The sequence below is a fragment of the Pseudomonas helmanticensis genome, from assembly GCF_900182985.1.
GTDB lineage: Bacteria > Pseudomonadota > Gammaproteobacteria > Pseudomonadales > Pseudomonadaceae > Aquipseudomonas > Aquipseudomonas helmanticensis.
Genome location: NZ_FXUY01000001.1, coordinates 3826949 through 3851785, shown reverse-complemented (window position 1 = coordinate 3851785; position 24837 = coordinate 3826949). Strand labels below are relative to the sequence as shown.

The 24837-nt window shown below is 62.1% G+C and carries 24 protein-coding genes; 1 reads left to right on the top strand and 23 read right to left on the bottom strand.

Translation table 11 applies throughout. The annotated features are described in order from the left end of the window. Nucleotides 1-14: 14 nt before the first annotated feature. From QOL84_RS17195 to QOL84_RS17100, 20 genes are all read right to left on the bottom strand, one after another. A complete protein-coding gene (locus QOL84_RS17195; protein WP_283437971.1) occupies nucleotides 15-1250 on the bottom strand; it encodes a beta-ketoacyl-ACP synthase in 1236 nt (411 codons plus the stop codon). After that, entirely contained in the window at nucleotides 1250-1978 is a 729-nt protein-coding gene (gene fabG / locus QOL84_RS17190; protein ID WP_129388015.1) for a 3-oxoacyl-ACP reductase FabG, read from the bottom strand. The genes QOL84_RS17195 and fabG overlap by 1 nt, the downstream gene beginning before the upstream one ends. After that, nucleotides 1971-2435, bottom strand: a complete 465-nt coding sequence (locus tag QOL84_RS17185) for a hotdog family protein (RefSeq protein WP_129388018.1) — start codon at nucleotides 2433-2435, stop codon at nucleotides 1971-1973. The genes fabG and QOL84_RS17185 overlap by 8 nt, the downstream gene beginning before the upstream one ends. Then, nucleotides 2432-3628, bottom strand: a complete 1197-nt coding sequence (locus QOL84_RS17180) for a beta-ketoacyl-[acyl-carrier-protein] synthase family protein (protein WP_129388021.1) — start codon at nucleotides 3626-3628, stop codon at nucleotides 2432-2434. Before QOL84_RS17180 ends, QOL84_RS17185 begins: the two co-directional genes overlap by 4 nt. Next, entirely contained in the window at nucleotides 3625-4092 is a 468-nt protein-coding gene (locus QOL84_RS17175; protein ID WP_129396082.1) for a hypothetical protein, read from the bottom strand. Before QOL84_RS17175 ends, QOL84_RS17180 begins: the two co-directional genes overlap by 4 nt. A 128-nt stretch (nucleotides 4093-4220) precedes the next feature. Then, on the bottom strand, nucleotides 4221-4946 hold the full coding sequence (locus QOL84_RS17170; RefSeq protein ID WP_129388024.1) for a class I SAM-dependent methyltransferase: 726 nt from the start codon (nucleotides 4944-4946) through the stop codon (nucleotides 4221-4223). Then, nucleotides 4943-6190 carry an NAD(P)/FAD-dependent oxidoreductase gene (locus tag QOL84_RS17165; RefSeq protein WP_283437970.1) on the bottom strand — a complete coding sequence of 416 codons (1248 nt, stop codon included), beginning with the start codon at nucleotides 6188-6190 and terminating at the stop codon, nucleotides 4943-4945. The genes QOL84_RS17170 and QOL84_RS17165 overlap by 4 nt, the downstream gene beginning before the upstream one ends. After that, nucleotides 6177-7340, bottom strand: a complete 1164-nt coding sequence (locus QOL84_RS17160; protein WP_283437969.1) for a cation:proton antiporter — start codon at nucleotides 7338-7340, stop codon at nucleotides 6177-6179. Before QOL84_RS17160 ends, QOL84_RS17165 begins: the two co-directional genes overlap by 14 nt. Beyond that, nucleotides 7337-9676 (bottom strand): MMPL family transporter, encoded by a 2340-nt coding sequence (locus QOL84_RS17155; protein WP_283437968.1) that lies wholly within the window; start codon nucleotides 9674-9676, stop codon nucleotides 7337-7339. Before QOL84_RS17155 ends, QOL84_RS17160 begins: the two co-directional genes overlap by 4 nt. After that, nucleotides 9660-10262, bottom strand: a complete 603-nt coding sequence (locus tag QOL84_RS17150; RefSeq protein WP_283437967.1) for an outer membrane lipoprotein carrier protein LolA — start codon at nucleotides 10260-10262, stop codon at nucleotides 9660-9662. The genes QOL84_RS17155 and QOL84_RS17150 overlap by 17 nt, the downstream gene beginning before the upstream one ends. Beyond that, the gene (locus QOL84_RS17145) at nucleotides 10259-10684 is read right to left on the bottom strand and encodes an acyl-CoA thioesterase (RefSeq protein ID WP_201230110.1); all 426 of its coding nucleotides are present in this window, start codon (nucleotides 10682-10684) and stop codon (nucleotides 10259-10261) included. Before QOL84_RS17145 ends, QOL84_RS17150 begins: the two co-directional genes overlap by 4 nt. Then, the gene (locus tag QOL84_RS17140) at nucleotides 10677-12221 is read right to left on the bottom strand and encodes an HAL/PAL/TAL family ammonia-lyase (protein WP_129388042.1); all 1545 of its coding nucleotides are present in this window, start codon (nucleotides 12219-12221) and stop codon (nucleotides 10677-10679) included. The genes QOL84_RS17145 and QOL84_RS17140 overlap by 8 nt, the downstream gene beginning before the upstream one ends. After that, nucleotides 12202-13149, bottom strand: a complete 948-nt coding sequence (locus tag QOL84_RS17135) for a lysophospholipid acyltransferase family protein (RefSeq protein ID WP_283437966.1) — start codon at nucleotides 13147-13149, stop codon at nucleotides 12202-12204. The genes QOL84_RS17140 and QOL84_RS17135 overlap by 20 nt, the downstream gene beginning before the upstream one ends. Beyond that, the gene (locus QOL84_RS17130; protein ID WP_283437965.1) at nucleotides 13146-13880 is read right to left on the bottom strand and encodes a glycosyltransferase family 2 protein; all 735 of its coding nucleotides are present in this window, start codon (nucleotides 13878-13880) and stop codon (nucleotides 13146-13148) included. Before QOL84_RS17130 ends, QOL84_RS17135 begins: the two co-directional genes overlap by 4 nt. Nucleotides 13881-13957: 77 nt before the next feature. After that, nucleotides 13958-15637 (bottom strand): acyl-CoA synthetase family protein, encoded by a 1680-nt coding sequence (locus QOL84_RS17125; RefSeq protein WP_283437964.1) that lies wholly within the window; start codon nucleotides 15635-15637, stop codon nucleotides 13958-13960. Further along, complete coding sequence (locus QOL84_RS17120) at nucleotides 15634-16179, bottom strand: COG4648 family protein (protein ID WP_283437963.1); 546 nt, start codon at nucleotides 16177-16179, stop codon at nucleotides 15634-15636. Before QOL84_RS17120 ends, QOL84_RS17125 begins: the two co-directional genes overlap by 4 nt. Beyond that, nucleotides 16176-16430 (bottom strand): acyl carrier protein, encoded by a 255-nt coding sequence (locus tag QOL84_RS17115; RefSeq protein ID WP_064388843.1) that lies wholly within the window; start codon nucleotides 16428-16430, stop codon nucleotides 16176-16178. Before QOL84_RS17115 ends, QOL84_RS17120 begins: the two co-directional genes overlap by 4 nt. Nucleotides 16431-16439: 9 nt before the next feature. Next, the gene (locus tag QOL84_RS17110; protein ID WP_110719529.1) at nucleotides 16440-16700 is read right to left on the bottom strand and encodes a phosphopantetheine-binding protein; all 261 of its coding nucleotides are present in this window, start codon (nucleotides 16698-16700) and stop codon (nucleotides 16440-16442) included. Next, nucleotides 16681-17490, bottom strand: a complete 810-nt coding sequence (locus QOL84_RS17105; protein ID WP_283437962.1) for a lysophospholipid acyltransferase family protein — start codon at nucleotides 17488-17490, stop codon at nucleotides 16681-16683. The genes QOL84_RS17110 and QOL84_RS17105 overlap by 20 nt, the downstream gene beginning before the upstream one ends. Then, nucleotides 17466-18194, bottom strand: a complete 729-nt coding sequence (locus QOL84_RS17100; RefSeq protein ID WP_283437961.1) for a beta-ketoacyl synthase chain length factor — start codon at nucleotides 18192-18194, stop codon at nucleotides 17466-17468. The genes QOL84_RS17105 and QOL84_RS17100 overlap by 25 nt, the downstream gene beginning before the upstream one ends. 352 nt (nucleotides 18195-18546) lie before the next feature. On the opposite strand from QOL84_RS17100, the gene QOL84_RS17095 reads away from it, so the two are divergent. After that, the gene (locus QOL84_RS17095) at nucleotides 18547-19317 is read left to right on the top strand and encodes a ParA family protein (protein ID WP_283437960.1); all 771 of its coding nucleotides are present in this window, start codon (nucleotides 18547-18549) and stop codon (nucleotides 19315-19317) included. 129 nt (nucleotides 19318-19446) lie between these two features. On the opposite strand, the gene trxC is transcribed toward QOL84_RS17095, so the two are convergent. The 3 genes from trxC to mscK form a co-directional block, all read right to left on the bottom strand. After that, nucleotides 19447-19881 carry a thioredoxin TrxC gene (gene trxC, locus QOL84_RS17090; RefSeq protein ID WP_283437959.1) on the bottom strand — a complete coding sequence of 145 codons (435 nt, stop codon included), beginning with the start codon at nucleotides 19879-19881 and terminating at the stop codon, nucleotides 19447-19449. Between the two features lie 80 nt (nucleotides 19882-19961). Further along, nucleotides 19962-21425, bottom strand: a complete 1464-nt coding sequence (gene selO / locus QOL84_RS17085; RefSeq protein WP_283437958.1) for a protein adenylyltransferase SelO — start codon at nucleotides 21423-21425, stop codon at nucleotides 19962-19964. 48 nt (nucleotides 21426-21473) lie between these two features. Beyond that, nucleotides 21474-24827, bottom strand: coding sequence for a mechanosensitive channel MscK (gene mscK, locus QOL84_RS17080; RefSeq protein WP_283437957.1), 3354 nt, complete (start codon nucleotides 24825-24827; stop codon nucleotides 21474-21476). Nucleotides 24828-24837 lie beyond the last annotated feature (10 nt).

Genomic DNA, 24837 nt, shown 5'->3' with positions numbered 1-24837 from the left:
CTCCTTGACCTGGATTAATTCGGTTGCGGCCAGCGACGGAAAATCAACGAGGTGTTGACGCCACCGAACGCGAAATTGTTGTTCATCACATAGTCGTGGTGCATCTGGCGGAATTCACCGCGCAGGTAGTCGAGCTTGCCGCAGTGCGGATCGACCTCGTCTAGGTTGAACGTGTGCACGTACTGGTCGCGATTCATCATCTCAATGCTGAACCACGATTCCAGTGCACCGCAGGCGCCCAGTGTGTGGCCGAGGAAGCTCTTCTGCGAGCTGATCGGCATGCGTTCACCGAACAGGCTGCTGGTCGCCAGGGTTTCGGCAATGTCGCCCTGTTCGGTGGCGGTGCCGTGGCCGTTGACATAGCCGATGGCATCCGGTGTCAGCCCGGCGTCTTCCAGCGCCAGTTCCATCGCGCGGCGCATGGTCGTTTGCTCGGGGCGGGTGGTGTGCTGGCCGTCGGCGTTGCTGCCGAAACCGACGAGTTCGGCGTGGATGTGCGCACCGCGCGCGAGGGCATGTTCCAGCTCTTCGAGCACCAGCATGCCGCCGCCTTCACCGATCACCAGACCGTCGCGGCCTTTGTCATACGGACGCGGGCTGGTCTGCGGCGCATCGTTTTTCAGACTGGTGGCGTAGAGCGCATCGAAGACCATCGCTTCGGTCGGGCAGAGTTCTTCGGCGCCGCCGGCAAGCATCAGCGGCAAGCGACCGAACTTGATGGCCTCATAGGCGTAGCCGATGCCCTGGCTGCCGCTGGTGCAGGCGCTGGACGTCGGGATCAAACGCCCGGTGAGGCCAAAGAAGATGCTGATATTGGCGGCCGTGGTGTGCGGCATCATCCGCACGTAGGAGTTGGCGTTGAGGCCTTCAGCGACCGAGTTGAGCAGCATGTTGCCGAACGCCTTGATCTCGTCGGTGCTGCCGGTAGATGAACCACAGGCCACGCCCATACGCCCGTCCTTGATCGTCGGGTCGCCCAACAGGCCGGCATCGGCGAGGGCTTTTTCCGCCGCGCCGACTGCTAGCCGCGACACCCGGCCCATGCTGCGCAGTTGTTTGCGCGTCCAGTGCGCGGGCACGACGAAGTCATCGATGGGGCCGGCGAGGCGCGTGTTGAGTTCGCTGAAGCGATCCCACTCGTCCATCCGGCGGATGCCGCTGCGGTTGGCGGCGAAATTGCCGGCGATGGTCTGCCAGTCGCTGCCCAGCGAAGTGATACCGGCCATGCCGGTGACGACGACGCGCTTCATCAGCACAAGCCTCCGTTGACCGCCAGGACCTGGCGGGTGATGTACGAGGCTTCCGCCGACATCAGGAAATTCACCGCACTGGCCACCTCTTCAGGCGTGCCCATGCGTTGCGCGGGGATCATTTTCATCAGTTCTTCCACCGGCACGTTTTCGTCGAGCATGGCCGTGTCGATCAGGCCCGGCGCGACGCAGTTAACGGTGATTTTGCGCTTGCCCAGCTCGATCGCCAACGCCTTTGCCGCGCCGATCACACCGGCCTTGGAGGCGCTGTAGTTGACTTGGCCACGGTTGCCGATCAGCCCCGAGACGGAAGTGATGCAAACAATGCGACCGGCGGCGCGGCGGCGGATCATCGGCATCATCACCGGGTGCAGAACGTTGTAGAAACCGTCGAGGTTGGTGCGCAGCACCACGTCCCAATCGTCATCGCTCAGCGCTGGAAACGCGCCGTCGCGGGTCAGACCGGCGTTGAGCACCACGCCGTAATAGGCACCGTGGTTTTCAACGTCGGCTTCGAGAATGCTTCTGCAGGCTTCGCGGTCGGCGACATCGAATTGCAGAATGCGCGCCTTGCGCCCCAACGCTTCGATTTCAGCCTGCACCGCTTGGGCTTCCGCTACGCCGCTGCGGCAATGCACGACGATGTCGTGCCCGGCTTGTGCCAGGCGCAAGGCAATGGCGCGGCCGATGCCACGGCTGGAGCCGGTGACCAGTACGGATTCAGTCATCGTTCGACTCCTTTTTTTGCACAAGATAATCAGCCGCTGCAGGCGGCCGGAACACATTCAACCGGGCAGTCGCTTCGATGCCGGGCGCGTTGATATGGCATTCGAAAACGCCCATGCCGTTGTCGTCTTCCAGCGAGCGAATGCCATGAATGGTCAATTCGCTGCCGGCTGGAAACGCGTCGACGTTGCACTCGAACTTGCGCGTGCCGAGCAGGAAACCCAACTCCACCGGTTTGCCTTGCTGGCGCGCATGGCAACCGGCGAAGGCCGCGACGCTTTGCGCCATCAACTCGATGCCGACCCACGCCGGCAGGCTGCCGTCGGGCAGGTTGAACAAACCGTCAGGCTTGACCGTGAGCGTGGTGTAGATCTGTTCATCGTCGAAGCTTTCGATGCTGTCGATCAGGATCATGTCGCCCGCATGGGGCAGCAGCTCAGCGAGCGGCCAGGCAGTCATGGGGCATCTCCGATAATCAGGCTGACGTTGTTGCCGCCGAAAGCAAACGAGTTGCTCATCAGGTAGCGGGGTGCAATGGACGTCAGGCGTTCGTCTGCGGTCACCCACTTCAGGGGCGGCAGAGCCGGGTCGGCCTGGCCGTCCCAGACGTGCGGTGGCAAAAGGTGGGCGGGGTTGTCGGCGCTGAGGCTCAGCCAGCAGAACGCGGCTTCCAGCGCGCCGGCAGCGCCGAGGGTATGGCCGGTCAGCGGTTTGGTCGATGAGCAGGCGACGCCTTCGGGGAACAGCGCGGCGACGGCGAGGCTTTCCATGGCGTCGTTGTGTTGCGTGGCGGTGCCGTGCAGGTTCAGATAATTGATTTGCGCGGCTTGCAACTGAGCGCGGCTCAAGGCTTTCTGCATCGCTTGCAGCGCACCGCGGCCGCTCGGTTCGGGCGCGGAAATATGGTGCGCGTCGGAGCTGGCACCGGCGCCGAGCAAGGCGATGGCCGGGCCGTCGCCTGGCTGTTTGCTCATCACGAACAGCACCGCCGCCTCGCCGATGTTGATGCCGTTGCGATTGGCCGAAAACGGATTGCAGCGCTCCGCTGAAACCGCCTCAAGTGACGAGAAACCGTTGAGCGTCAGTTTGCACAGACTGTCGACCCCGCCGCACAGCACCGCGTCGCACAGGCCCAGGTCGAGCAGGCGCTGAGCGCTCATCAAGGCCCGCGCACTCGACGTGCAAGCGGTGGAAATCACATAGGCCGGGCCGCTGAGTTGCAGCCAGTCGGCAAGGAAATTCGCTGGAGCGCCAAGCTCCTGCTGACGGTAATCGTATTGCGCCGGAAATTGCTGTTCACGAATGTAGTGCGCCAGGCCACGGCTGGCCTCGTCGATGCCCGAGGTGCTGGTGCCGAGCACCACGCCGATGCGCTCGCGGCCGTAGGTGCGGATCGCCTGATCGATGTCATCGCGAATCTGCATTGCGGCTTCGAGCAACAACTGATTGTTGCGGCTGCTCTGCTCGGCGAGTGCTGCTGGAATCGCCGCCAGTTCACCCTGCACGGCAGCCACCGGCAAATCACGCTCCGCGACCCAGCCGGATTCGTGGCGCATGCCCGAGCAATCGCCGGCAAACAGCTTGTGCGCGATGCTTTGCTTGTCGCGGCCCAGTGAGCAAATCACCCCGAGGGCATTCAGGTAGGCGGTCATGGTGTCGATTCATCCAGCGCAGACACGCGATAGTGCGGGCCTTGGGGCAGATTCATTTGAAAGCTCAGCGGTTGTGCATAACGGATGTCCCAGCGCGCCGGCAGCGAACGTTGCCCGACCTGTTGTTGCGCGTCGGGATAATTGCGCAGCAGTTCGTTGGCCGGGGTCAGAGCAAACAGTAGCGCAGCGAACAGCTCGCGAGCTTCCGGATTGGGCGGCAGCAGACCATCGGCCTGCCAATGCCCGTCGATCAGTTGCTGACGGGCCTGGGGAATGCCTAGCGGGTCCATCATCGACCAGCGAATGCCGGAGCCTTCACGCTGGATCACCAGCAGCCAGTCCTGGCGTTGCCCGGCCTGATCGCGCTCGATGTGCAGTTGCAGCGGCAATGGCAGAGTCGGGTTGCCCGCCGGCAACGGTGCCTGGCTGGCGCAGGCACTTAACAGCAATACAACGCCGATCATCACCAGTCGCAGCGCTGCGGTCACTGTGGGAGCGAGCCTGCTCGCGAAGGCGCCTGCACATTCGACAAAGAGATTGGCTGACCTATCGCTTTCGCGAGCAGGCTCGCTCCCACAGGTAATGTGTCGCATCAACGGTCACCCTGCAGTGGCTTGCGCGCGACGACATTGACCAGCGTTTCTTCACGCTGCCCGAACGGCTTCGGCTTGAGCAGGCCAAATCTTTCAAGCAAGCCAAAATCCTTCGACCGGCTCCACCACAGATACGGGTACGAAACATTGCGCTCGGCAAACTCGAAACCCTGCTCGCGAATCATTTCCAGGTACTGCCCCGCGCTTTTCTGCACATGCATCGGATGGCGGAACAACCAGCGAATCACCCAGGTATCAATGTAAGCCTCGGTGGACTCGGCGAAAAGCAGATAACCGCCCGGCTTGAGCACGCGATAGAACTCGGCGAGGGCTTTTTCCTGCTCGACCAGATGATGAAAAGTCTGGTGGCAGAACAGCAGGTCGACGCTCGCGTCCGGCACATTCAGGGTAGCGCAGTCACTGCCGATCAGCTCGACATCAAGGCTCAGACGTTTGGCTTCCTCGCCGCTCAGTTCAAGGCTGTGCGGGTCGGCATCGATGCCAATCAAGCGCTGGGGTGCAAAGGTCTGGCGCAAGTGACCGAACGACTTGCCCTGGCCGCAACCGGCGTCCAGCAACACCGGATGTTCCGGCAACGGTTCGCTGAACAGCCCGCGCAAATCGTTGATCGCCACGCGCAAGACATGGTGCTGCCAGGTATGGCTGCGCAGGAACCAGAAACCGAAACGGGTTTCCTCGACGTAGCTGTCGCTCAAGTAGTTCATGTGGCGTCCTTTGCACAGAGTTCGGAAATCATCTTCAAGCGGCGGCGCGCCTCGCTGACGAACGGGTTGCGTTCGTCCCAGGCGTAACCGGCGAGGATCGAGCAGATCATCCGGCGAATCTCCGCCTGGCTGTCCTCGTAGAAAATCACGTCCTGGAACGTACCGGCATACCAGCCTTCGACGTAGCAGCGGAAGGTGTCGACGCCACGTTTCAGCGGCAAGGCAAATTCGCGCTGCCAGTCGACCGTTTCGCCTTGCAACTGACGATGCAGCACCGCCGCCGCCATGCTCGCCGACCGCATGGCGATGGTCACCCCGGAGGAGAACACCGGGTCGAGAAACTCCGCCGCGTTGCCGAGCAAGGCAAAACCCGGGCCGTGCAGGGTTTTGACGTTGGCTGCGTAGCCGCCGAGGGTGCGCGCAGGGGTGTCCCATACGGCGTTGTCGAGGACGTCGGCAAGGCTTGGTGTTTCAGCGATGAAGCTGCGCAGGCAAGCATCAAGGTCGGCATCGCGACCGGCGAAATGTTCGGCGGCCGCGACCACGCCCACTGAGCAACGACCGTTGCTGAACGGGATCGTCCAGAACCAGATGTCGCGATGCTGCGGATGGGTGGTGACGAGGATTTTTTCACGGTCGAACGCGGGGCTGTCGATGTGATCCTCGACGTGGGTAAACACCGCCTGACGCACCGGGAAATTCGACGGTGCTTCGAGATCGAGCAAGCGTGACAGCACGCGGCCGTAGCCGCTGGCATCGAGGACGAAATCCGCTTCGACGCGGTATTCGCTGCCGTCCTCGCGACGTACATCAAGCTGCGGTTTTACTCGCTCGAAATCCACGCTGACGATGGCATCGCCATAGCGAATCTCGGCGCCTTGCAACGCCGCCTGATCAGCCAGCAATTTGTCGAAATCGGCGCGTTGCACCTGGAAAGTGGTGGGCTTGCCTGCGGAGAACGTATCGCTGAAATCGAACGCGCTATAACGCTCGCCCCAGGCAAACGCAGCGCCGGTTTTGCGTTGGAAACCGGCGGCGTTGACCGCCTCGAGCATGCCGGCTTCTTCGACGAAATCCAGGCAATGGCTGAGCAGGCTTTCACCGATGGAAAAACGCGGAAAGTGCTGGCGTTCAATGACCAGCACATCGTGGCCCTTGCGCTTGAGCAATGCTGCAGCGATTGCGCCGGACGGGCCGGCGCCGATGATCACGACCTGACGGGATTCCATTTCAACGATTGGCACGCGAGCTCCGGGGCAAAGGGTTGTTCAAATTCAGTGGGGCGCTGTGCAGGCCGATCAGGGCCGGCAACAGCGTGGCAATCAGGCCCATCAGCATCAGCGCGAAGTACAGCGCAGGCGTGATGAGCTGTTGTTGCAGCAGCAAATTGAGAAAGACGATTTCGCTCAGGCCACGAATGTTCAGCAGCACGCTTTCGCGCCAGCGGCTGGCGCCTTCGAACGAGGCGCCGGCCCAGCCGAGGCCGAGCCAGTTGCCCAGCAGTTTGCTGGCAATCGGCACCAGCAGCAGTGCTGCCCATTGCAGGGCGCCAAGGCTGGCGACGGCGCTGTGCACATCGATCTGCACGATGCCGAATGTGAGGATCAACGGGATGGCGATCCACGTCTGCAAGCGGCTCATCCAGCGCGCCGGTACTGGCAGCACCAGCGGCACTTTCAGCGCAGCCATGCACAGCAGATAGCCGATGCCGAAAATCAGCGCATTGAGTTTGTAATGCTCGGCCATGACCAGCAGCGCGAAGAAACCGAGGCTGTAGGTCAGCGGTCGCCGTACACCGAGCAGACGCAGCAGCAATGGCACGCACGCAAGCCCCACCGGCAGCAACAGACTGCTCAGGTGCAGGCTACCCTGAGCGAGGCCGAACAGCGTCCAGCACGTCAGGTCGATGAGGATCGCGGTTTGCACCAGCCGTCGGGTGGCGGCCGGTGGATAGTCGATATGGCGCAGATACAGGTACAGCACCGGAATCGCGGTAATCGCGAACACCAGGCCGATAGCCAGTGAGTTGAGCCATGGTTGTGTGGGCAGCAGCCAGTAAGCCGTCGCCAGGCCACAGACGAATGGCACGGCGAAACTCGGCACGGCGATTTTCACGCTTTGGCGATCAAGTTGCAGATCGATCACATCACTGAGGATATGCCCGAGCAGCAGGGCAAAACTCAGGCTGTACAGACTCTTCAACCAGTCCGGTGCGATCAGTTGCGCGCCGCTGAGCTGCCAGCCCGGTTCGATCCAGAAGTACATCAGCAGCGGCAAGCCGAAACTCGCCAACAGCAACTGACTGACAATCGGGATCAAGCCGAAATGACGACCGACACGGGTGGCCGCGACAAACAACGCCAGGGCCAGCAGCCAGAAGGCAACGACCATCATGCTGCCGGCTCCGCAACCGGCGCAGGGTGTTCGTGACGTCCGGCCCACGGTGCCAGCAGGAAGCTGAAGGCAAGACCGAGGCTTACCGACAGGCCGAAATTGCTCACCGCCGGCGTGCTCGAAACCGCCAGCAGACCGAACGACAGCCATGTCGTCAGCGCCGCCAGCAATGTGCCGAGCAGGCTCACCGCCGCACCGCCGACCTGTTCACGCATGAGGATCGCGTAATCGACACTGATCGCCGTGACCAGCAGCAGGCCGAACAGGCTGAACAGGGTCAGCGGCTGGCCGAGCCAACCGAGGCTGGCCAGACTGCACAGCGCTGCCAGCAGCGGCAGGGCAACGATACGCAAGGCACCGCCGAAGCCGAACGGCAGGATCAGTACCAGCACGATCAACACGCACGAGGCGAGCTTCAATTCGGCTGCGCTGATCTGCGTGGCGGCGAACACCGCATTCAATTCACCGAGACGATCGACCAATGTCACACCCGGTAAGTCCAGTGCCTGAATCCGCAACAGCGCAGGGTTGTTCAAGCCTTGCAGGCTGGTCATCGCCGCCACGCCCTCGGCGCTCGGGCCTAGCCAGAGCATGCGATAAGGCTCGCCGAGCGGGCCGGCCAGCGCGGTGTCGATGTCTTCGGCAGGCACCGTTTGCAACTGTTGCAACTCGGTTTGCAGCGCCGCGAGCGGAACGCCAAGGTCGAGTAGCGGCTGCCAGTATTGCGGCAGTTTATTCAGCGCTGCGCGCACCTGCTCCTGTTGGCTCGGCGGGCTGACCAGTTGATCGAGGGCCAGATAGCCTTGCAGTTTGTCGAGGTTGACCAGTTGTTCCAGGCGCTCGCTGAGCGCCGCCTGGCGTTCAAGCAGTTGCTGCTGATCGGCGGCGCGCACGAGGAAGAATTGGCTGGTCGGCTGATAGCCGGTGATGCGCGCGATGGTCTGCGCTTCATCGGTCAGACGCTGCGGCGCGCCGACCCATTGGCGGATATCGTTCTTGCTTTGCAGCTGCACCAGACCGCCGGTGCAGAAGGCGATCAGCAGCGCTAGCAGGACCGGGGTACGCACCCGCTCAAGCAGTTTTTCGCGCAGATTGACCAAGCGTTCGGCGAGTCGCAGCGGCCATTGTGCGGGACGCAGCTCAAGGTTTTTCAGCAGCGCTGGCAGCAGACACACCGCCGACAGGTACGCACCGAGCAACCCGGCTGCGGAGAACACGGCAATTTGCGTCAGCGCCGGAAACGGCGTCCAGGCCAGTGCCAGATATCCGATGACGCTGGTGATCAGGCTCAGCGTCAGCCCGGACACGGTCAGGCGCAGCGCCGGCCAACTGCGCCATGGTTTCAGGCTCCAGCTTTTCGACAGATAGTGCAGCGGATAATCGACGGCGACGCCGATCAGGCTTGAGCCCAGTACCAGCGTCATCACGTGCATGTGGCCGAACAGTGCCACGCACGCCACCGCGCCGAACAACATGCCGACCAGCACCGGCACGAAGGCCAGCAAGACCCGCCAGCGGCGAAACGCCAACAGCAGCAACAGCAGAATGCCGAGCGTGGCACCGCCGCCGACCCAGGTCATTTCGCGCGTTGCCTGTTGTTGACCGTTGGCCGCGTACAGCAGGCCACTGGCGGCGAGCAGTTGCACGTCGGATTTTGCCGCTTGCTCGCGACTGTGCTGGAGCAGGTCGGCCACTTGCAGCGGCAGGTTCATGTCGAAGGCGTTGCCGGTTGTGCGCGCGCGCAGCATCACCCAGCTCTTGCCGTCGGCATCGGCGACCAATGCCCCGCTGCCGATGTCCAGTTGCACTGCGCCGTGTTTCGGCTGGCTGTTCTGGATGCGTCCGGTCAGGCCCAGCCAGTCGTCCTGGCTCGGCACCAGACTGAACCCAGTGAACGGGTCGAACAGTGCCTGCACGCGTTGTTGAATGAAGACGTCGGGGTGTTCGCTGAGCAGTTGCCGGTCGTCCGCCGAGAGCATCGCCAGCCGCCCTTGCAGCAATTGCGTGCGCAAGGCTGGCAAGTCCGCTTGCAGGTTCCACTGGACTTTTTCGAACAGCCCGCTGGCCTGCCATTGCTCGCCCAGCGTCTGCGCCATGGCCACCGCTTGCTGGCGATCGGCGTGGCCGACCAGCACCAGCATTTCGCGGTTGAGCGGTTCTTGCATGCGCTGTTCGGCGCGCAGTTCGAGGGCATCAGGGTTGGTGCCGGGCACCAGTTCCATCAGGTTCGCCGACAGCGGCGCGCCGTCACGCCATTGCCAACCGGCCAGCGCAACGACTGCCAGCAGCAGGATAAGAAACAGCCAGGGCAGCCTGCGTTCACTCGGCAAAGTCATGTTGCTCCGCGTCGCTCAACGGTTGATTGGCGATGCTGTCCTGCATGCGCAGCACAGTGCTGTCGCCCTGGGTTTCCAGCAGTTCGATGGTCTGCACCAGCGCGCCGCCGTCGATGTTGATCTGTTTGAACACTTGCTTGAGCAGCAGCGAGCGCGGGGTCAGGGTGAGTTTCCACTGTTGCGCGTCGCCACTCAGGGCCAGTTCGAAGTCGCGTTGCAGGCCGCTGCTGTCGCCTTGCAGTACGGCGAGGAACAAGCGGTTCTGCTCGGCCCCGGCGCTCTTGTTCGGCAGCAGTTGCCAGCCGTTATCGTCGCGACGAGCGATGCCCTGTGCGGTGATGCGGTAGTCCTGCTGCAATGGCGTTTTCAGCAGCCAGAGCAGGCCGCGGTTTTTCGCCAGGACGAAATTGCCCTTGCTGAGCAGCGGCTGCGGCAGGGCACGCAGGTGTTTTTCCTGGATGAACCGGCCGTGGATCACCTCCGGTTTTGCCAGTTGTTCGCTCAATTGTTGCAGCTCGAAAGCATTGGCCAGCGCCGACACCGTCAGCAGCGCCAATACGCTCAAGGTTTTAACAAAAACATTCATCGCAGCATCCTTTCCACGGCATCGGTGAAAACTTTCGGCGAAGCCAGCTGCATCTCGCGGCTGCTTACGTCGACGGCGACCTGCACCGAGCTGGCGCGGGTCAGGCGCTCGCCGGTTTGCAGGTCGGTGATCAGGTAGTTGATCTTCAGGCGATTTTCCCACTCGACCAGATTGGCGCGCACATTCAAGCGCTGGCCGAACACCGCGCCGCGCACGTAGCGCAGTTGCAGGTCGATGATCGGCCAGGCGAACCCGGATTCGACCATGTGCGTGTAGTTGTGGCCGATCTTGTCGAGTAGCGCACACCGCGCGACTTCGAGGTATTTGACGTAATGGCCGTGCCAGACCACGTGCATGGTGTCGACGTCGAAAAACGGTACGAGGATTTCCGTGTCGGCGTGAAGCACTCCGGCGCTACGCATGCAGCCTCCAGTGTTGCGCGGCGATGCGTTGCAGGCACAGGCGCAGTTCGCCTTCCAGCGCGCGGTCTTCGATCACCGGCGGGAAATCCTTGGCCAGCTCTGCGTGCATCGCTGCCAGCGACGGCGGCAGCGGTCGCGCGTCCTCGGCCTGCGCGCGCAGCCATACGCCTTGGTTGGCGGCGAGCAGGGTGGCAGCGGCGACCTGTTCGGTCAGCTCCAGCACACGGATCGCATCGCGGGCGGCGATGGTGCCCATGCTCACTTTGTCCTGGTTGTGGCACTCGGTGGAGCGCGAGAACACGCTGGCCGGCATGGTGTTTTTCAGCGCTTCGGCGGTCCAGGCGCTGGTGCCGATCTGCACAGCCTTGAAGCCGTGGTTGAGCATTGCGCGATCCGCTGGCGCGCCGGACAAGTTGCTCGGCAAACCGTGGTTGTAACGCTCGTCGACCAGCAGCGCGAGTTGCCGATCGAGCAGGTCGGCGACGTTGGCCACGAGGTTTTTCAGACTGTCCATGGCGAAGGCGATATGGCCACCGTAGAAGTGCCCGCCGTGCAGCACGCGCTCGGCTTCGGCGTCGATGATCGGGTTGTCGTTGGCGCTGTTCAGTTCGATTTCGATGAACGAACGCAGCCAGTTCAGGCTGTCAGCCAAGACGCCGAGCACGTGCGGGGCGCAACGCAGCGAGTAGCGATCCTGCAAGCGGTGCAGCGGCGCGGTCGGCGCGTCGATCGCCAGATCCTTGCGCAGCCACGCGGCGACCTGCATTTGCCCCGGATGCGGTTTGGCGGCGAACAGACGTTCGTCGAAGTGTTCCGGATTACCTTGCAGCGCGACCACGTTGAGCGCGGTGATGCGCGTGGCCAGTTGCAGCAGATAGTCGGCGCGGGCAAAGGCGAGGCAGGCGAGGCCAGTCATTACGGCGGTGCCGTTCATCAGCGCCAACGCTTCTTTCGGACGCAGCACCAAAGGCGTCCAGCCAAGTTCGCGATGCACGTCGGCAGCCTGACGGCGTTCGCCACGGAACATCACTTCACGCTCGCCGGAGAGTGTCGCGGCGACGTAGGACAGCGGCGTCAGATCGCCGCTGGCACCGACCGAGCCTTCTTCGGGAATCAGCGGCAGGATGTCATATTCGAGAAAGGCGTGCAGGCGTTCGAGAAGCTCTACGCGCACCCCGGAAACTCCGTGGCACAACGACTGCAAACGCGCTGCCAGCACCGCGCGGGTGGCTTGCGCGTCGAGCAGTTTGCCCAACCCGCAACCGTGGAAGGTGTAGAGGTGACGCGGCAACGCTTCGACGTGATGCAACGGCACCGCGACCACGCAGGAGTCGCCGTAACCGGTGGTCACGCCATAGATCACGCCTTCCTTGTCCAGCAGCGAATCAAGGAACCGCGCGCCCTTGGCGATGCGCTCGCGGTAATCGGCGTCGCTCTGCAATTGCACGGGCGCCTGACGGTTGGCCAGGGCCAGCACGTCTTCGATGCGCAATGGGCGTTCGCCGAAGGTTACCGGCTCATGGGTTGGCGTCGTCATCGGTCTTCCAGAAAGGGTAAAAGTTGAACCATTGTTGCGGCGCTTCGAGGCAATAGTGACTCAGGCGCTGCGCATAGCGGGTGGCCCACTGATGAATGACCTGCTCGCGCTCGCTGCGCTTCCACACGATGGTCTCGGCGAAGGGTTCGAGGGTCAGGCGATAGTGGCCGTCCGGCTGTTTCAGGCACATCAGCAGATTGACCGGGCATTTGAGCAAACCGGCCAGCAGCCACGGGCCTTGCGGGAACGGCGCCGGATGGCCGAGAAAGTCCACGGTCACGCTGCGCCCGCCGTGTAGCGGCACACGGTCACCGGCAATCGCCAGCCACTCGCCGCGCTCCAACCGCTCATGCAGTTGCAGCATGATCACCGGGTCGAGCTCGCTGACCTGAATCAGGCGCAGGTTGGTCGCTCCGGCTTCACCGAGCAAACGGTTGAATTGCTCGGCGTGCTTGGTGTGCACCAGCACGTTCATGGTGACCTTCTCACCGATCTCCGCCAGTGCGCGGCACACCTCGAGGTTGCCCAGGTGCGCGCCGACCAGCAGTTGCCCGCGACTGCCGCGCAACTGGTTGCGCAGCAGCGCCGGGTCGATGATCTCGATCTGTTCGATGCGCAGCTTGCCGTTCCACACGTCGAGTTTGTCGAGCATGGAGTCGGCGAAGGCCATGAACTGGCCAAACACCCGCCGATGACTCGGACGCAAATCTTCGCGCCGGGTCGATTCGGCGAGGCGCTGCTGGTATTGCCAGGCACTGCGCCGTGCCGTGCGGCCGAACAGGAAAAAGTACAGAACGATGCCGTACAACAATGGGCTGAGCAGGCGTCGCCCCAAGAGCTTGGCGGCGAGCGCCGTGAATTTCATCAGCAGGAAGCTGCCGCGTTCCTCGCGGTCCGCCCAGTGCTTCTTGTCGGTTTCGCCGGTCATGCTCGCCACCGTCGCCAGAGGATCACGGGAAGGCGCAGCAACATGCCGAAGAACAAGCGTGTGTGCATGCTCGAAATCAACGCGTTGTCGTGGAACAGGCGAAAGTGCGACATGCCGTCCAGCGGGTAATGCACGCTGGTCTGCAGCCAGCGCATCGGCTGATTGCGCCACGCCAGGCGGACGAGAATGTCCGAGTCGAAATCCATCCGTTTGCCGATTTTTGCCGAGTCGATCAGGGCCAGTGTCGGCACCAGCGGGTACACGCGAAAACCGCACATCGAATCACGGATCTGCAGTGACAGCGTGTTGATCCAGACCATGACATGGGTCAGATAGCGCGCATACAGGCGGCCCTTCGGCACGCTCTCGTCGAACAGCGGATAACCGCAGATCAACGCCTCGGGGTGGGCGCGGGATTCGTCGACAAACCGCGCGACATCGTGCAAGTCGTGCTGACCGTCGGCATCGACCTGCAAGGCATGGCTGAAGCCCAGTCTTGAGGCCTCACGCAGGCCGGTCATCACCGCGCCGCCCTTGCCTTGGTTGGCGGTGAGGCGTACCAGATGCACGTTGTCGCGCTCGGCCAGCGTATCGAGTACGCGGGCGCAGGAGGGTGTGCTCGCATCGTCGACCAGAATGCACGGCAGACCTTGCTCGAGCAGAGCCTCGACCACCGTTCCGATCGCTGTTTCGTGGTTATAAACCGGAATCACCGCGCAAGGGTTATGCATAACAGTTCTCCTGTGGAAAACCGCGATCCCTGTAGGAGTGAGCCTGCTCGCGATTGAGTGCGCAGCACTCACCAAGGTCAATCATGCTCTACACCCAAAAGAATCCGCCCACTGGAGCACGTCGCCGTGTCATTGCGATAAGCGAAATACAACTTGCTGCGCTCCGGATCAAAGCGCAGATGCAGCTGAATTTCATCCCCCGGGCGCACCAGTTGCTGGAATTTCAGCACTTCCATGCCGGCAAACGCGCCGCCCAGATTCAGCAGTTGCCGAGCCAGATTCAGCGCCCATTCCACCTGCACAACGCCCGGCAAAACCGGGGCCTTGGGAAAGTGCCCACTGAAATAGGCCAGATCCGCCGGCACGCCCAGTTGCAGGCTCCACTCGCCGTCCGTCTCGATTTGCTCAAGCACTTCGGGGGCCTTCGGCCGTGGCGCCAGCAGCAACGCTTCGACGTCAGCCTGAGGCAGTTTGCCTTGGCTGTTCAGCGGCAATTGCCGCACCAGCCGCCAGCGTCGCGGCAGGGCCAGCGCTTCACAATGTTGACGCAAATGCTGGCGCAGGCCCTCAGTCAGGCTGCGCCGGCCGTGTTCACGCAAGGCGAACAGGCCCGCTTCGCTGAGGACCAGCAGGGCGCCCAGCGACGCGCGATTTTCCTGGACCACGCCCAGGCGCGCTTCGGCGACCCAGGCATGGGCGACCAAAGCTTGCTCGAGCATCGGCAGGGAGATGCGTTTTTCTTCCAGTTTGACGATGCGGTCCAGACGTCCAAGCAACTCGAAGCGGCCATCGGCGGCGATGCGCGCGGCATCGGCGGTGTGTTCGATGTGGCCGGCAGGCAGATAAGGCGACGCAATCAGCAGTGCACCGTCGGCGTCCTGACTCAATTCAACACCCGCAAATGGCTGCCACAGTTGTTCGCCCTGACGCCAGGCGATGCCGCCGGTTTCCGAGCTGCCGAGAATCTCGGTCGGCCACTGCTGCAACCGCTGATGCAGGCTGTGTGCGGCGTCTGCCGGTAACGCGCCACCGGAGGAAAACACCCGGCGCACGACGCTCAGGGCCGGCCAGTCGAGGTTGTCGCCCATGCGCTTGAGCAGCGCCGGGCTGGCGACCCAGGCGAACGCCGGACATTCGCGGCTGGCGCGTTGCAAGTCTTCGGGGAATGCCAGTTGCTTGCGCACGAACGGGCGCCCGGCGCACAGCGGCCACAGCACGCGAAACAGCAAACCGTAGATATGTTGGGTGGCGACGCTGCCGATGATGCAGGCGTCAGCGAGATCAGCGCCCCACAGTTGTTCCAGCGCCTCGACCTCATTGGCCAGTTGGCGCAGGGTCTTGTCGATACGCTTGGGTTCACCGCTGGAGCCGGAAGTGCACAGGCTCAGGCGGCACTGATCGAGATCCAGTGCAGCGCCAGGCAGCGGTGGCTGCTGAAAGTCGTGCAGTTGCGCGTCAGCGGATTGATCGGTCAGCCACAAGTCAACTTCGCCTGACCAACGCTGGCGGGTTTGCGCTTGCAGATCCGATGGCAACAGAACGCTGACGCCTGCACGCCACGCACCCAGCAAGACGATGGCCAGGTCGGCAGCATCTTCCAGATGCACAGCCACACGCTTGACGCCCCGGGCTTGCAGGCCGGCGGCGACGCTCAGCGCCTGTTCACACAACTGCGCGTGATCAATGGCCGGTGCGTGGCTGATTGCCCGCGCCGGCACAGCCTTGAGCAACAGCTGCTCAAGTTTTATCCAGTTCATGTACGGCCTCTTACCCGTTGTCGTATCAGCCATTCAATGGCAAACATCAGGCCGATCAATCCATAGGAGATCAGGCCGGTGTACAACATCCACCAATTCAGCGGCGCCCACAGGGTCAGGAGGGCGGCGCACAAACCGTTAAAGAAGAAAAACACGCTCCAGGCCACCGTGACCTTGCGCGTGTAGCGAATCGCGATGTCCGGCAGCTCCGGCTCACGCAGGCGCGCCAGACGCTCAACCATCGGCGGCCCGTATTTCAGGCTCAGGCTGAATAGCACCAGCATGAAGCCGCTGATCAGCACCGGATACCAGCGCAGCAACAGCGGACTGTCGAACAGCGCCAACAACACGCAGAAGACAATGGCCACGCACGCCATCCACAGGCTGCCAGGCTTGCGCTCGCCGCTCAGGGCCCGCGCCAGCCACAGACTGCCGAGCAGCAGACCGAACTGCCACGGGGCAAAATGCTCCATGCCGAAATACACCGCAAAGGGGTACAGCAGACCGGCCAGCAGCAGGCCGAGGCCGATCAATCGGCTCATGCGGCCGGTTGAACCAGACGGTAGACCGCCTCGACCACGTCACCGACGGTGCGCACCGATTTGAATTCTTCGGCGGCGATTTTCTTGCCGGTCTGGCGCTTGATGTGATCGATCAGATCGACGGCGTCGATGCTGTCGATTTCCAGATCCTGATACAGGTTGGAGTCCAGGCTCACACGGGCCGGATCCAGTTCGAACAGCTCGACCAGGGCATCGCGCAGGGTGTTGAAAATATCGTCACGAGTTTGCATGGTCCGGTCTCAAGCTGCCTGTTTTGCCGTGACGAACGCCGCAAGGCTGGCCACGTTGGTGAAATGGTTACGGGTGTCTTTGGCATCGGCGTCGATCTTGATGCCGTATTTTTTCTGGATCGCCAGCCCCAGTTCCAGCGCGTCAACGGAATCCAGGCCGAGGCCTTCGCCGAACAGCGTCTGCTCGTCGCCGATGTCGTCGGCGCTGATGTCTTCAAGACCGAGGGCATCGATGATCAGCAGTTTGATGTCACGATTCAGATCGCTCATCTTCGGCGAGCTCCTTAATAAAGTAAGAGTGCAAATAATCGTTGAGCTTGCGCGAGGCTTGCGGTGCAGGCCCCTGCGCGGCGAAGGTCTGTGGGTCTATATCGGCGCCGATTCGAAAACTGAAGTGCACGCGGCGGCATGGGATCCGATACCACGGTTCGGCTTTGGTCAGCGTGGTCGGGTTGACCTTGATAATCACCGGGGTGAGGATTTTCGCACCGCGCAGGGCAATCGCCGCCGCGCCCCGATGAAAGGCCGGCGCCTGCCCCGGCTGGGTGCGCGTGCCTTCGGGGAAAATGATCAGGGTCTGGCCGTTTTGCAGGGCTTGGGCGGCGGCATCGAGCATGTCCATGCTGCCGTCGTTGCTGATGTATTCGGTGCTGCGCAGTGGTCCGCGCGTGAAGGGGTTTTCCCACAGGCTTTTCTTCACCACGCAGTTGGCCTGGCGCACCAGACCGATGAGGAACACCACGTCGATCAGCGACGGGTGGTTGGCGATGATCATCTGCCCTGGCCGACCGAGACGCTCGGCGCCTTGAATGTCGTAGGTCAGCACGCCGGTGCGGGCCATGAACCGCACGAAAAACCAGAACAGCCGACTGACGGTCTGCCGCGCACGCCGGCGATGCGCGCGCGCATCGCCGGGCAGGCAGCCGAGCAGCGGAAACACCAGCACGCGCAGGCACAACCCGCCCAGCCCGAACAGGGCAAAGCTGGCGGCGGTGGCCAGCAGGCGCCAGTAGTAGGCGTCGCGGTTTTTCTCGGTCACAGGCTGCGTTGCCAGGTCCATACGCGATTTTTCCAGGCATGTTGGCAAAGGGGTTGCTGGCCGAGCAGGGTTCGCAGCAGATTGAGCGCGTGGGGCCAGTGCGCTTTGGACAGTGCTTCTGTGGTGCTGTTCAGGGTCAGCCGCCAATCGGTACCCGGGGTGAGCAACAGACCGACCGCATACGGAAACGGCACATCGTCGATCCACTCCGAATACGCTGCGGGCGGTTGTTCTTCAGTGATCACCAGCAGCACCGCCGGGGCGCCTTCGTTGAGCAGCGCTGCCGCTTCGAGCATGCCGTGTTCGAGACCGTCGCCCGCCGCAGCGAGGGCGGTCATTTCGCTGGTTTCACCGCGCATGATCGACCACAGGCCGATGATCGCGTTATGCACCGACAGGCTGAACTGGGTCGGCGACAGCGGTTGCTCGGTGGCCAGATCGCGGAGAATCTCGTAGGTGCGTGGGGTTTCACCATGGCGGGAAACGAATACCAGGGGCAGGTTTTCCCGTCCGTCGGCCAGTGGCCAGCCGACACTGAACGCCATCCGCGCCAAGCGACTGAGACGCCGACGCTGCATGGCCGGCAAAAACGACACATCGGGCGCGGCATCACTGGCCTGGAGCACCACCGGTTGTCGGCTCCAGGCCTGCCAGGCGTCCACGCTGTCGAGCCCGGGGGCCCACGCGCGCCATTGGGCGATGTTGAAGTTGATCACGGATTTCATCCCGCCCCTGCGGGCTATTGTTGACGCGTTGAGTCGCCAGAACCGCAGCAGGCTTGACGTGGCGCTTGGCGCCGGGTGGCGCGCATTATCCCGGTGCGACGAGTGTGTAGCAAATGCTGGTTACATTTTGCGCAGTAAAATGTACTGAGTCGTACGCTGAAAAACTGTCACTTGGCCATTATCCAGATTGGCGGCGGCTTGTCTGTCGGGCATCGCGACGATCAATGACAGTTTTTGCGCCAGGCACACGGAGATATTTGCACCTGACTTTGTAGTCCGTGTCCGTGAAGGTAGCGAAGCGAGGTCGCGCGCATCTACACTCGGTCATTCTTTGATACACGGAGGTTTTGTCATGCGGCGCGTGGTGTTCAATCAGAAAGGTGGCGTAGGCAAGTCCAGCATTGCCTGCAATCTGGCGGCGGTCAGCGCCAGCGAGGGTTATCGCACGCTGTTGGTGGATCTCGATGCCCAAGCCAACTCCACTCAGTATCTGACCGGGCTCACCGGCGACGACATCCCGATGGGCATTGCCGACTTCTTCAAGCAGACGCTGTCGTCCGGGCCGTTCTCGAAGAAAAACCAGGCGGACATCTACGAAACGCCGTTCGACAACCTGCACATCATCACCGCCACCGCCGAGCTGGCCGACCTGCAACCCAAGCTCGAGGCGAAACACAAGATCAACAAGCTGCGCAAGTTGCTCGATGAGTTGGCGGAAGATTACGACCGGATCTACCTGGATACACCGCCAGCATTGAATTTCTACGCGGTATCGGCGCTGATTGCCGCTGATCGGGTATTGATTCCCTTCGATTGCGACAGTTTTTCGCGTCAGGCCCTCTACGGTCTCATGGCCGAGATTGAAGAATTGAAGGATGACCACAACGAAGGCCTGGAAGTCGAAGGCATCGTGGTCAACCAGTTCCAGGCCCGGGCCAGCCTGCCGCAGCAGATTCTCGATGAGCTGATTGCCGAAGGCTTGCCGGTGCTGCCGGTGTACCTGACCAGCTCAGTGCGCATGCGCGAGTCGCACCAGGCCAGCACGCCGCTGATCCATCTCGATCCGCGACACAAGCTGACTCAGCAGTTTGTTGAACTGCATAACTTGCTCGAAGGGCACTGATCTCTTGAGCTACGCAGATCCCCTGTAGGAGTGAGCCTGCTCGCGATAGCGGTGTGTCAGCCACATAGATGTTGGCTGGACGAACGCCATCGCGAGCAGGCTCACTCCTACAGTTGGATTTGTGGTGTTTCAGATGCCCTGGCTACGCAGCCACGCCATCAATTGCGGCAACGGCAACGCACCGCTCTGCCGCGCCACCTCCCGGCCGTTCCTGAACAGAATCAGACTCGGAATCGAGCGAATCCCCAACTGCGCCGACAACTGCTGATTCGCCTCGCTGTCGAGCTTGGCCAACCGACACTTGCCCGCCAATTGCGCCGCCGCCTGCTCGAACAGCGGCGCAAACGACTTGCACGGCCCACACCACTGCGCCCAGACATCCACCAGCAACGGCAGATCACCCTTGATCTGACTGGCGTAATCGCCTTGCTTGAGTTCGAACGGTTTGCTCAACAGCACCGCGGATTTGCAGCGACCGCACTTGGGCTGGTCAGCGAGGCGCTCGGCGGGGATACGGTTGAGGCCGTTGCAGGAGGGGCAGGGGATGAGGACTGGGTTGGTCATGTTTGGCTCATTGGAGTTCTGCGGTTCGTACGACTTATCTGGAGTCGTACGAACTGTTTATCAAGATGAGGCGTTGGCCATCAGGAAGAACAACTGATCTCCAAATGCTTGCCCCACTCCGGTGGCCGCTCGGCATAACCCTCCATCCCCGGCTGCTCTTCAAACGGTTTGCTCAACACCGCATGCAGTCGGCGTACTTCTGAGTAATCCCCTTGCTCAGCCGCATCGATGGCTTTTTGCGCCAGATAGTTGCGCAGGATGTACAGCGGATTGACCGCATGCATCCGCGCTTGGCGCTGCGTTTGATCAGCATCGCCATCGCGGGCAACCCGGGCGACGTAGCGTTCACCCCAGGCATCAAAACCCTTGATGTCGACGAAGTCATCACGCAACCGGGCGACGGCCTGTTCGGCCGACTCTTCACCGAGTCGGCGGAAGAACAGCGTGTAGTCGACGCCGCTGTTCTGCATCAGTTGCAGCAGGTTTTCCAGCAGTAGCTGGTCGTCATCTTCAGCGCTGGTAAAGCCGAGGCGCCGGCGCATCAGGTCGAGGTAGTGCGCCTGGAACAGTGGCAGGTACAAGCCGAGGGTTTCGCGCAGGGCTTCAACGCTGATGAACGGCGTCAACGCCTGCGCCAGTGCGCTGAGGTTCCATTGGCCGACCGGCACCTGATTGCTGAACGAGTAACGCCCCTGATCATCCGAATGATTGCAGATGAAGTTAGCGTCGAAGTCATCGAGGAAGGCGAACGGGCCGAAGTCGAACGTGATGCCGAGGATCGACATGTTGTCGGTGTTCATCACGCCGTGGCAGAAGCCGTAGGCCTGCCATTTGGCGATCAGTTCGGCGTTGCGCTCGACGATTTCGCGGAACATCGCCAGATACGGTTCCGGTTGCTCCAGGCACTCAGGGAAGTGCATTGCCAAAACGTGTTCGCCGAGCTGCTTTTGCTGCTCGGGACGTTTGGTGTAGTAGAAATATTCGAAGTGGCCGAAGCGGACATGGCTCGGCGCCAAGCGCAGCACCATCGCCGCGCGTTCCTGCTTTTCGCGCCACACCGGGGTGTCGGAGCCGATCACGCAGGCTGCCCGCGAGGAAGGAATGTTCAGCGCGTACAAGGCTTCGGAGGCAAGGAACTCGCGGATCGACGAACGCAACACCGCGCGGCCATCGCCCATGCGCGAAAACGGCGTCTGCCCGGCGCCCTTGAGGTGCAAGTCCCAATGCTCGCCGGCAGTGTTGTAGACCTCGCCGAGCAACAAACCACGACCATCACCCAGTTGCGGCGTATAGCCGCCGAACTGATGCCCGGAATAGACCATCGCTCGCGGCTCGGCATCGGCCCACAGCTTGTGGCCGCCGAACAGTTCGGCAAATTCCTCGGTTTCAGCGGTCGCCGGATCGAGATCGAGCAAGGCCAGGGCCGCCGGGCTCGCCACGACCAGACGCGGATTGTCGATCGGCTCGGGCAGCACATGGGCGGAGAACGCGTCGCCCAGGCGGGCAAAGCGATTGTCGAAGGTCAGTTCGTCGAGGGCTTTCAAGGGCCGGCTCCAGCAGAATGTTCGAGCATTCTGCTGGGATCAGACCGGTTAGTCGAGTTTGGCCGGCGGCGGCTCTTGCAGCGGTTTCTGATCGTCGGCGACCGGCACGATGGTTTTCGCATCGGCCTCGACCGGCACCAACTTGTATTCCTGGCCGTGCAGGTTCTTCAGGTAAACCTCCATCTGGCGGAACGAGATGTTGATGTGCTGCTTCTTGAACTCGCGGTTGATGAAGCGGTTGACCTCATCGAGCACCGGGTTACGGTCACCGAGGTCGCGCACGTGCATGCGCAACTCGTGGTCGAGGGTGCTTTCGCCGAAGTTGAGGAAGTACACGTGCGGCTCGGGTTCTTTTAGTACCCGTGGGTTTTCGCGGGCAGCCTTGAGCAGCAATTCTCTGACCAGATCGAGATCGGAACCGTAATCGACGCCGAGCTTCAGCGTCACACGGGTGATGGTGTCGGTCAGCGACCAGTTGATCAGTTGCCCGGTGATGAACGTCTTGTTCGGAACAATGATGTCCTTGCGGTCGAAGTCGGTGATGGTCGTGGCGCGGATGCGGATCTTGCTCACCGTGCCCGAGAGGTTGCCGATGGTGATGGTGTCGCCGATCCGCACCGGGCGCTCGAACAGAATCATGATGCCGGAGATGAAGTTGGCGAAGATCTCCTGCATGCCGAAGCCGAGGCCGACCGACAGCGCCGCCACCAGCCATTGCAACTTGTCCCAGCTGACGCCGAGGGTCGACAGGGTCGAGACGAAACCGACGCCGGCAATCACGTACGACAGCAGCGTGGTGGTTGCGTAGGCACTGCCCTGCGCCAGATTGAGCTTGGACAGCACGAACACTTCGAGCAGGCCCGGCAAGTTGCGTGCGAGGGCGAAGGTGATGCCGATGATGATCAGCGCGCCGAGCATGTCGCCGATGCTGATCGGCACCATGCTCATGTTGGCGCCGGTGCCGCTGGTGTATTCGTAGAGGGTGATGTTGTCGAGGTACGAGAACACCGAGATCAGGTCCGACCAGACCCAGTACAGCGCCGCGATGAAGCCACCGAGCAGGGCCAGGCGAATCAGGCGCAGAGACTGTTCGTTGACCTTTTCGATGTCCAGCGTTGGCTCTTCGATCACCGCCTCGCCGTCGCCGGCCTCTTTCGCCGCCTGACGTTTGGCCAGCGCACGCTGGTAGGCCAGACGCCGCGCGGCAACGCTGAGGCCACGGACGAAGGTGGCCTCGATCACCAGCCAGAACATCAGCAGGTACAGGGTGTTGATCAAGCGATCACTGAGCTTCAGCGCGGTGTAGTAGTAGCCGAAGCACACCGCGACAAACAGCGCGATCGGCAGCAGGGTGAACATCACGCCAACGGCCTTGCGGAACAGCGAGGTGTTTTCGTGGGCCGGGCTGCTGATCAACAGACGGCTGAGCAGCCATGCCATCAATGCGTAGCAGGTCAGTACCACGGGCATCCCGAGTACGTCGTCGGCCAGCGCCGCCGGTTGCAGTTCGGCGACGGCGACAATGGTCACCAGCGCCATCACCACCAGACCGAGCCGACGGATCCAGCCTTGCAGGAATTCGACCTGCGGTTTTTCCCAGCGGAAGTGCAGTTCCGCCACGCCGCCCGGCGCCAGAATTCGATACGCGGTGTAGAACACCAGCCACGCCTGGCCCATCTGCAACAGGGCTGCGCCCATGTTGGCGTTCTGCCCGCGAGCGTCGATCTGCAACGCCAGGCCGCACAGCGCCAGGCCGAGCGCCACCGGCATTGCCAGCAGGATATTGATCAGGATCGCTTGCGGCGTGTGCCACTGGCTGTCGCGTTTGAAGTGGCCGATGTCCTGGTGAACCTTGTTGAGTCTGCCGTACAGGGCTTTGCGTCGCCACAGCAGGGCGCCGATCAGCAGGGCCAGCGGCAGGAACAGCAAGGGGCGCTGGATCAGACCGTCGGTCAGCTCACTCAGGCTGGACGCCCAAGGCAGCGTATCGATCTGGCGCTTGAGGCGCTCCGGCACACTGCGCATCCACTCGATGTCCAGCGGCTTGTTGCTGGGAATCCAGAACATTTGCTCATCGAGGGTCGCGCGCAGGCTTTGCGCGGTGCTCAGCAGTTGTTTCTGATTGAGTTGCAGGGTGATCGATTCGTTGAGCACCGCGCTCAGTTCGCGGTTCAAGCGTTCGAGCAGGTCGGCGCGGGTGTTGGCCAGATCAAGCAGGCTTTTGCGCAGTTGCGGGGTGACCTGTTCCGGCGGTTGCGTCGCCAGCAGATTGTCGACGTAGGTCGAGGGGTTGCTGAGCAGCTCACGTTGCTGGCTGACTTCGAACTGATACAGGCGAATGTCGGCGATCTGATCGGCGAGGTCGCGGTCGACCTTCAAGCGCGGCAGCGCCTGTTTCTGCTTATAGAGAATCTTCGACAGCAGCAGGCTGCCTTTGAGCACGTTGATCTGCTCGTCGAGTGCCGAGTCGCTTTGGGTCAGGCTGTCGAGTTGCTGTTTGGTCTGCAGGTTCTGCTGGGTCACCTCGTTGAGGCGGTCGGTGCTTTTCAGCAGATAGTCCGAGAGCTTGAGGTTGGCCGTGCTTTCGCTGGCGAGCAGGCTGCTGCCGCCGGACTTTTGTGCTTCGATCGACTGCTGGGTGACGGTTTCCTGAGACTGCGCCAGACGCTTCTGGTTGATCAGGGTTTGCAGTTCCTGGATCTCGCGGTCGAGGCGGTCGGATTTCTCCGAGAGCAGGTCATGCTGGGCGTTGCCCAGATCCTGCAACTGGCTGTTGCCGGCCAGTTCCTGACGGCGCAGCGGGATCAGCGCATTCAGCGCGGCGAGTTCGGCGTTCAACTGGTCACGTTGCTCGGCGCTGACCGTTTTGCCCGCGTCCTTGCCGGACTTGAGGATGTTGGTGATCTGCTGAATTCGGGTCTGGCTGGCAGAGATTTCCGCCTGGGCGCGCTCCGGGCGGGTCTGTGCGGTGATGATCAGGCTGTTGGCGTCGGCCAGGGCTTTTTGCAGGTCACTCTGCTGGGTCGAGCGCTCGGTGAGGATCTGCTCCAGCTGTGGAATCGATTCGCGGGGGAAACGCTGCGCCACCGGCACCACGCTGGTGGCCTTGAGGCGCGTCAGTTCGCGGGCATTTTCGATGGTCTGCTTGGGCGCCGTCGCCAGTTGCTGTTTGAGATCGATCAGCTTCTGTTCGTAATCACGCTGATTGTTCAGCTGATTAAGGGTGTTCTGCAGGACGGTTTGCAGGGTCTTTTTGTCGGCATCCGGCAGTTTGCTGTCGGCGAGCTTGTCGAGGCTCGCCTGCACGGCTTCGCTGGACGGTGGTTCGGCGGCGTACAGCGGGCCGACAGTAAGACTCAGGCCCAGCAGGGCCGCGGCGAAAAAGGAGCGCAGGGTAGGCATAGAGACCGGT

What these genes read in the sequence shown, in the direction of transcription:
- QOL84_RS17195 (WP_283437971.1), bottom strand. Translation starts at nt 1,250, where the DNA reads ATGAAGCGCGTCGTCGTCACCGGCATGGCCGGTATCACTTCGCTGGGC.
- fabG (WP_129388015.1), bottom strand. Translation starts at nt 1,978, where the DNA reads ATGACTGAATCCGTACTGGTCACCGGCTCCAGCCGTGGCATCGGCCGC.
- QOL84_RS17185 (WP_129388018.1), bottom strand. Translation starts at nt 2,435, where the DNA reads ATGACTGCCTGGCCGCTCGCTGAGCTGCTGCCCCATGCGGGCGACATG.
- QOL84_RS17180 (WP_129388021.1), bottom strand. Translation starts at nt 3,628, where the DNA reads ATGACCGCCTACCTGAATGCCCTCGGGGTGATTTGCTCACTGGGCCGC.
- QOL84_RS17175 (WP_129396082.1), bottom strand. Translation starts at nt 4,092, where the DNA reads ATGATCGGCGTTGTATTGCTGTTAAGTGCCTGCGCCAGCCAGGCACCG.
- QOL84_RS17170 (WP_129388024.1), bottom strand. Translation starts at nt 4,946, where the DNA reads ATGAACTACTTGAGCGACAGCTACGTCGAGGAAACCCGTTTCGGTTTC.
- QOL84_RS17160 (WP_283437969.1), bottom strand. Translation starts at nt 7,340, where the DNA reads ATGATGGTCGTTGCCTTCTGGCTGCTGGCCCTGGCGTTGTTTGTCGCG.
- QOL84_RS17155 (WP_283437968.1), bottom strand. Translation starts at nt 9,676, where the DNA reads ATGACTTTGCCGAGTGAACGCAGGCTGCCCTGGCTGTTTCTTATCCTG.
- QOL84_RS17150 (WP_283437967.1), bottom strand. Translation starts at nt 10,262, where the DNA reads ATGAATGTTTTTGTTAAAACCTTGAGCGTATTGGCGCTGCTGACGGTG.
- QOL84_RS17145 (WP_201230110.1), bottom strand. Translation starts at nt 10,684, where the DNA reads ATGCGTAGCGCCGGAGTGCTTCACGCCGACACGGAAATCCTCGTACCG.
- QOL84_RS17140 (WP_129388042.1), bottom strand. Translation starts at nt 12,221, where the DNA reads ATGACGACGCCAACCCATGAGCCGGTAACCTTCGGCGAACGCCCATTG.
- QOL84_RS17135 (WP_283437966.1), bottom strand. Translation starts at nt 13,149, where the DNA reads ATGACCGGCGAAACCGACAAGAAGCACTGGGCGGACCGCGAGGAACGC.
- QOL84_RS17130 (WP_283437965.1), bottom strand. Translation starts at nt 13,880, where the DNA reads ATGCATAACCCTTGCGCGGTGATTCCGGTTTATAACCACGAAACAGCG.
- QOL84_RS17125 (WP_283437964.1), bottom strand. Translation starts at nt 15,637, where the DNA reads ATGAACTGGATAAAACTTGAGCAGCTGTTGCTCAAGGCTGTGCCGGCG.
- QOL84_RS17120 (WP_283437963.1), bottom strand. Translation starts at nt 16,179, where the DNA reads ATGAGCCGATTGATCGGCCTCGGCCTGCTGCTGGCCGGTCTGCTGTAC.
- QOL84_RS17115 (WP_064388843.1), bottom strand. Translation starts at nt 16,430, where the DNA reads ATGCAAACTCGTGACGATATTTTCAACACCCTGCGCGATGCCCTGGTC.
- QOL84_RS17110 (WP_110719529.1), bottom strand. Translation starts at nt 16,700, where the DNA reads ATGAGCGATCTGAATCGTGACATCAAACTGCTGATCATCGATGCCCTC.
- QOL84_RS17105 (WP_283437962.1), bottom strand. Translation starts at nt 17,490, where the DNA reads ATGGACCTGGCAACGCAGCCTGTGACCGAGAAAAACCGCGACGCCTAC.
- QOL84_RS17100 (WP_283437961.1), bottom strand. Translation starts at nt 18,194, where the DNA reads ATGAAATCCGTGATCAACTTCAACATCGCCCAATGGCGCGCGTGGGCC.
- QOL84_RS17095 (WP_283437960.1), top strand. Translation starts at nt 18,547, where the DNA reads ATGCGGCGCGTGGTGTTCAATCAGAAAGGTGGCGTAGGCAAGTCCAGC.
- trxC (WP_283437959.1), bottom strand. Translation starts at nt 19,881, where the DNA reads ATGACCAACCCAGTCCTCATCCCCTGCCCCTCCTGCAACGGCCTCAAC.
- mscK (WP_283437957.1), bottom strand. Translation starts at nt 24,827, where the DNA reads ATGCCTACCCTGCGCTCCTTTTTCGCCGCGGCCCTGCTGGGCCTGAGT.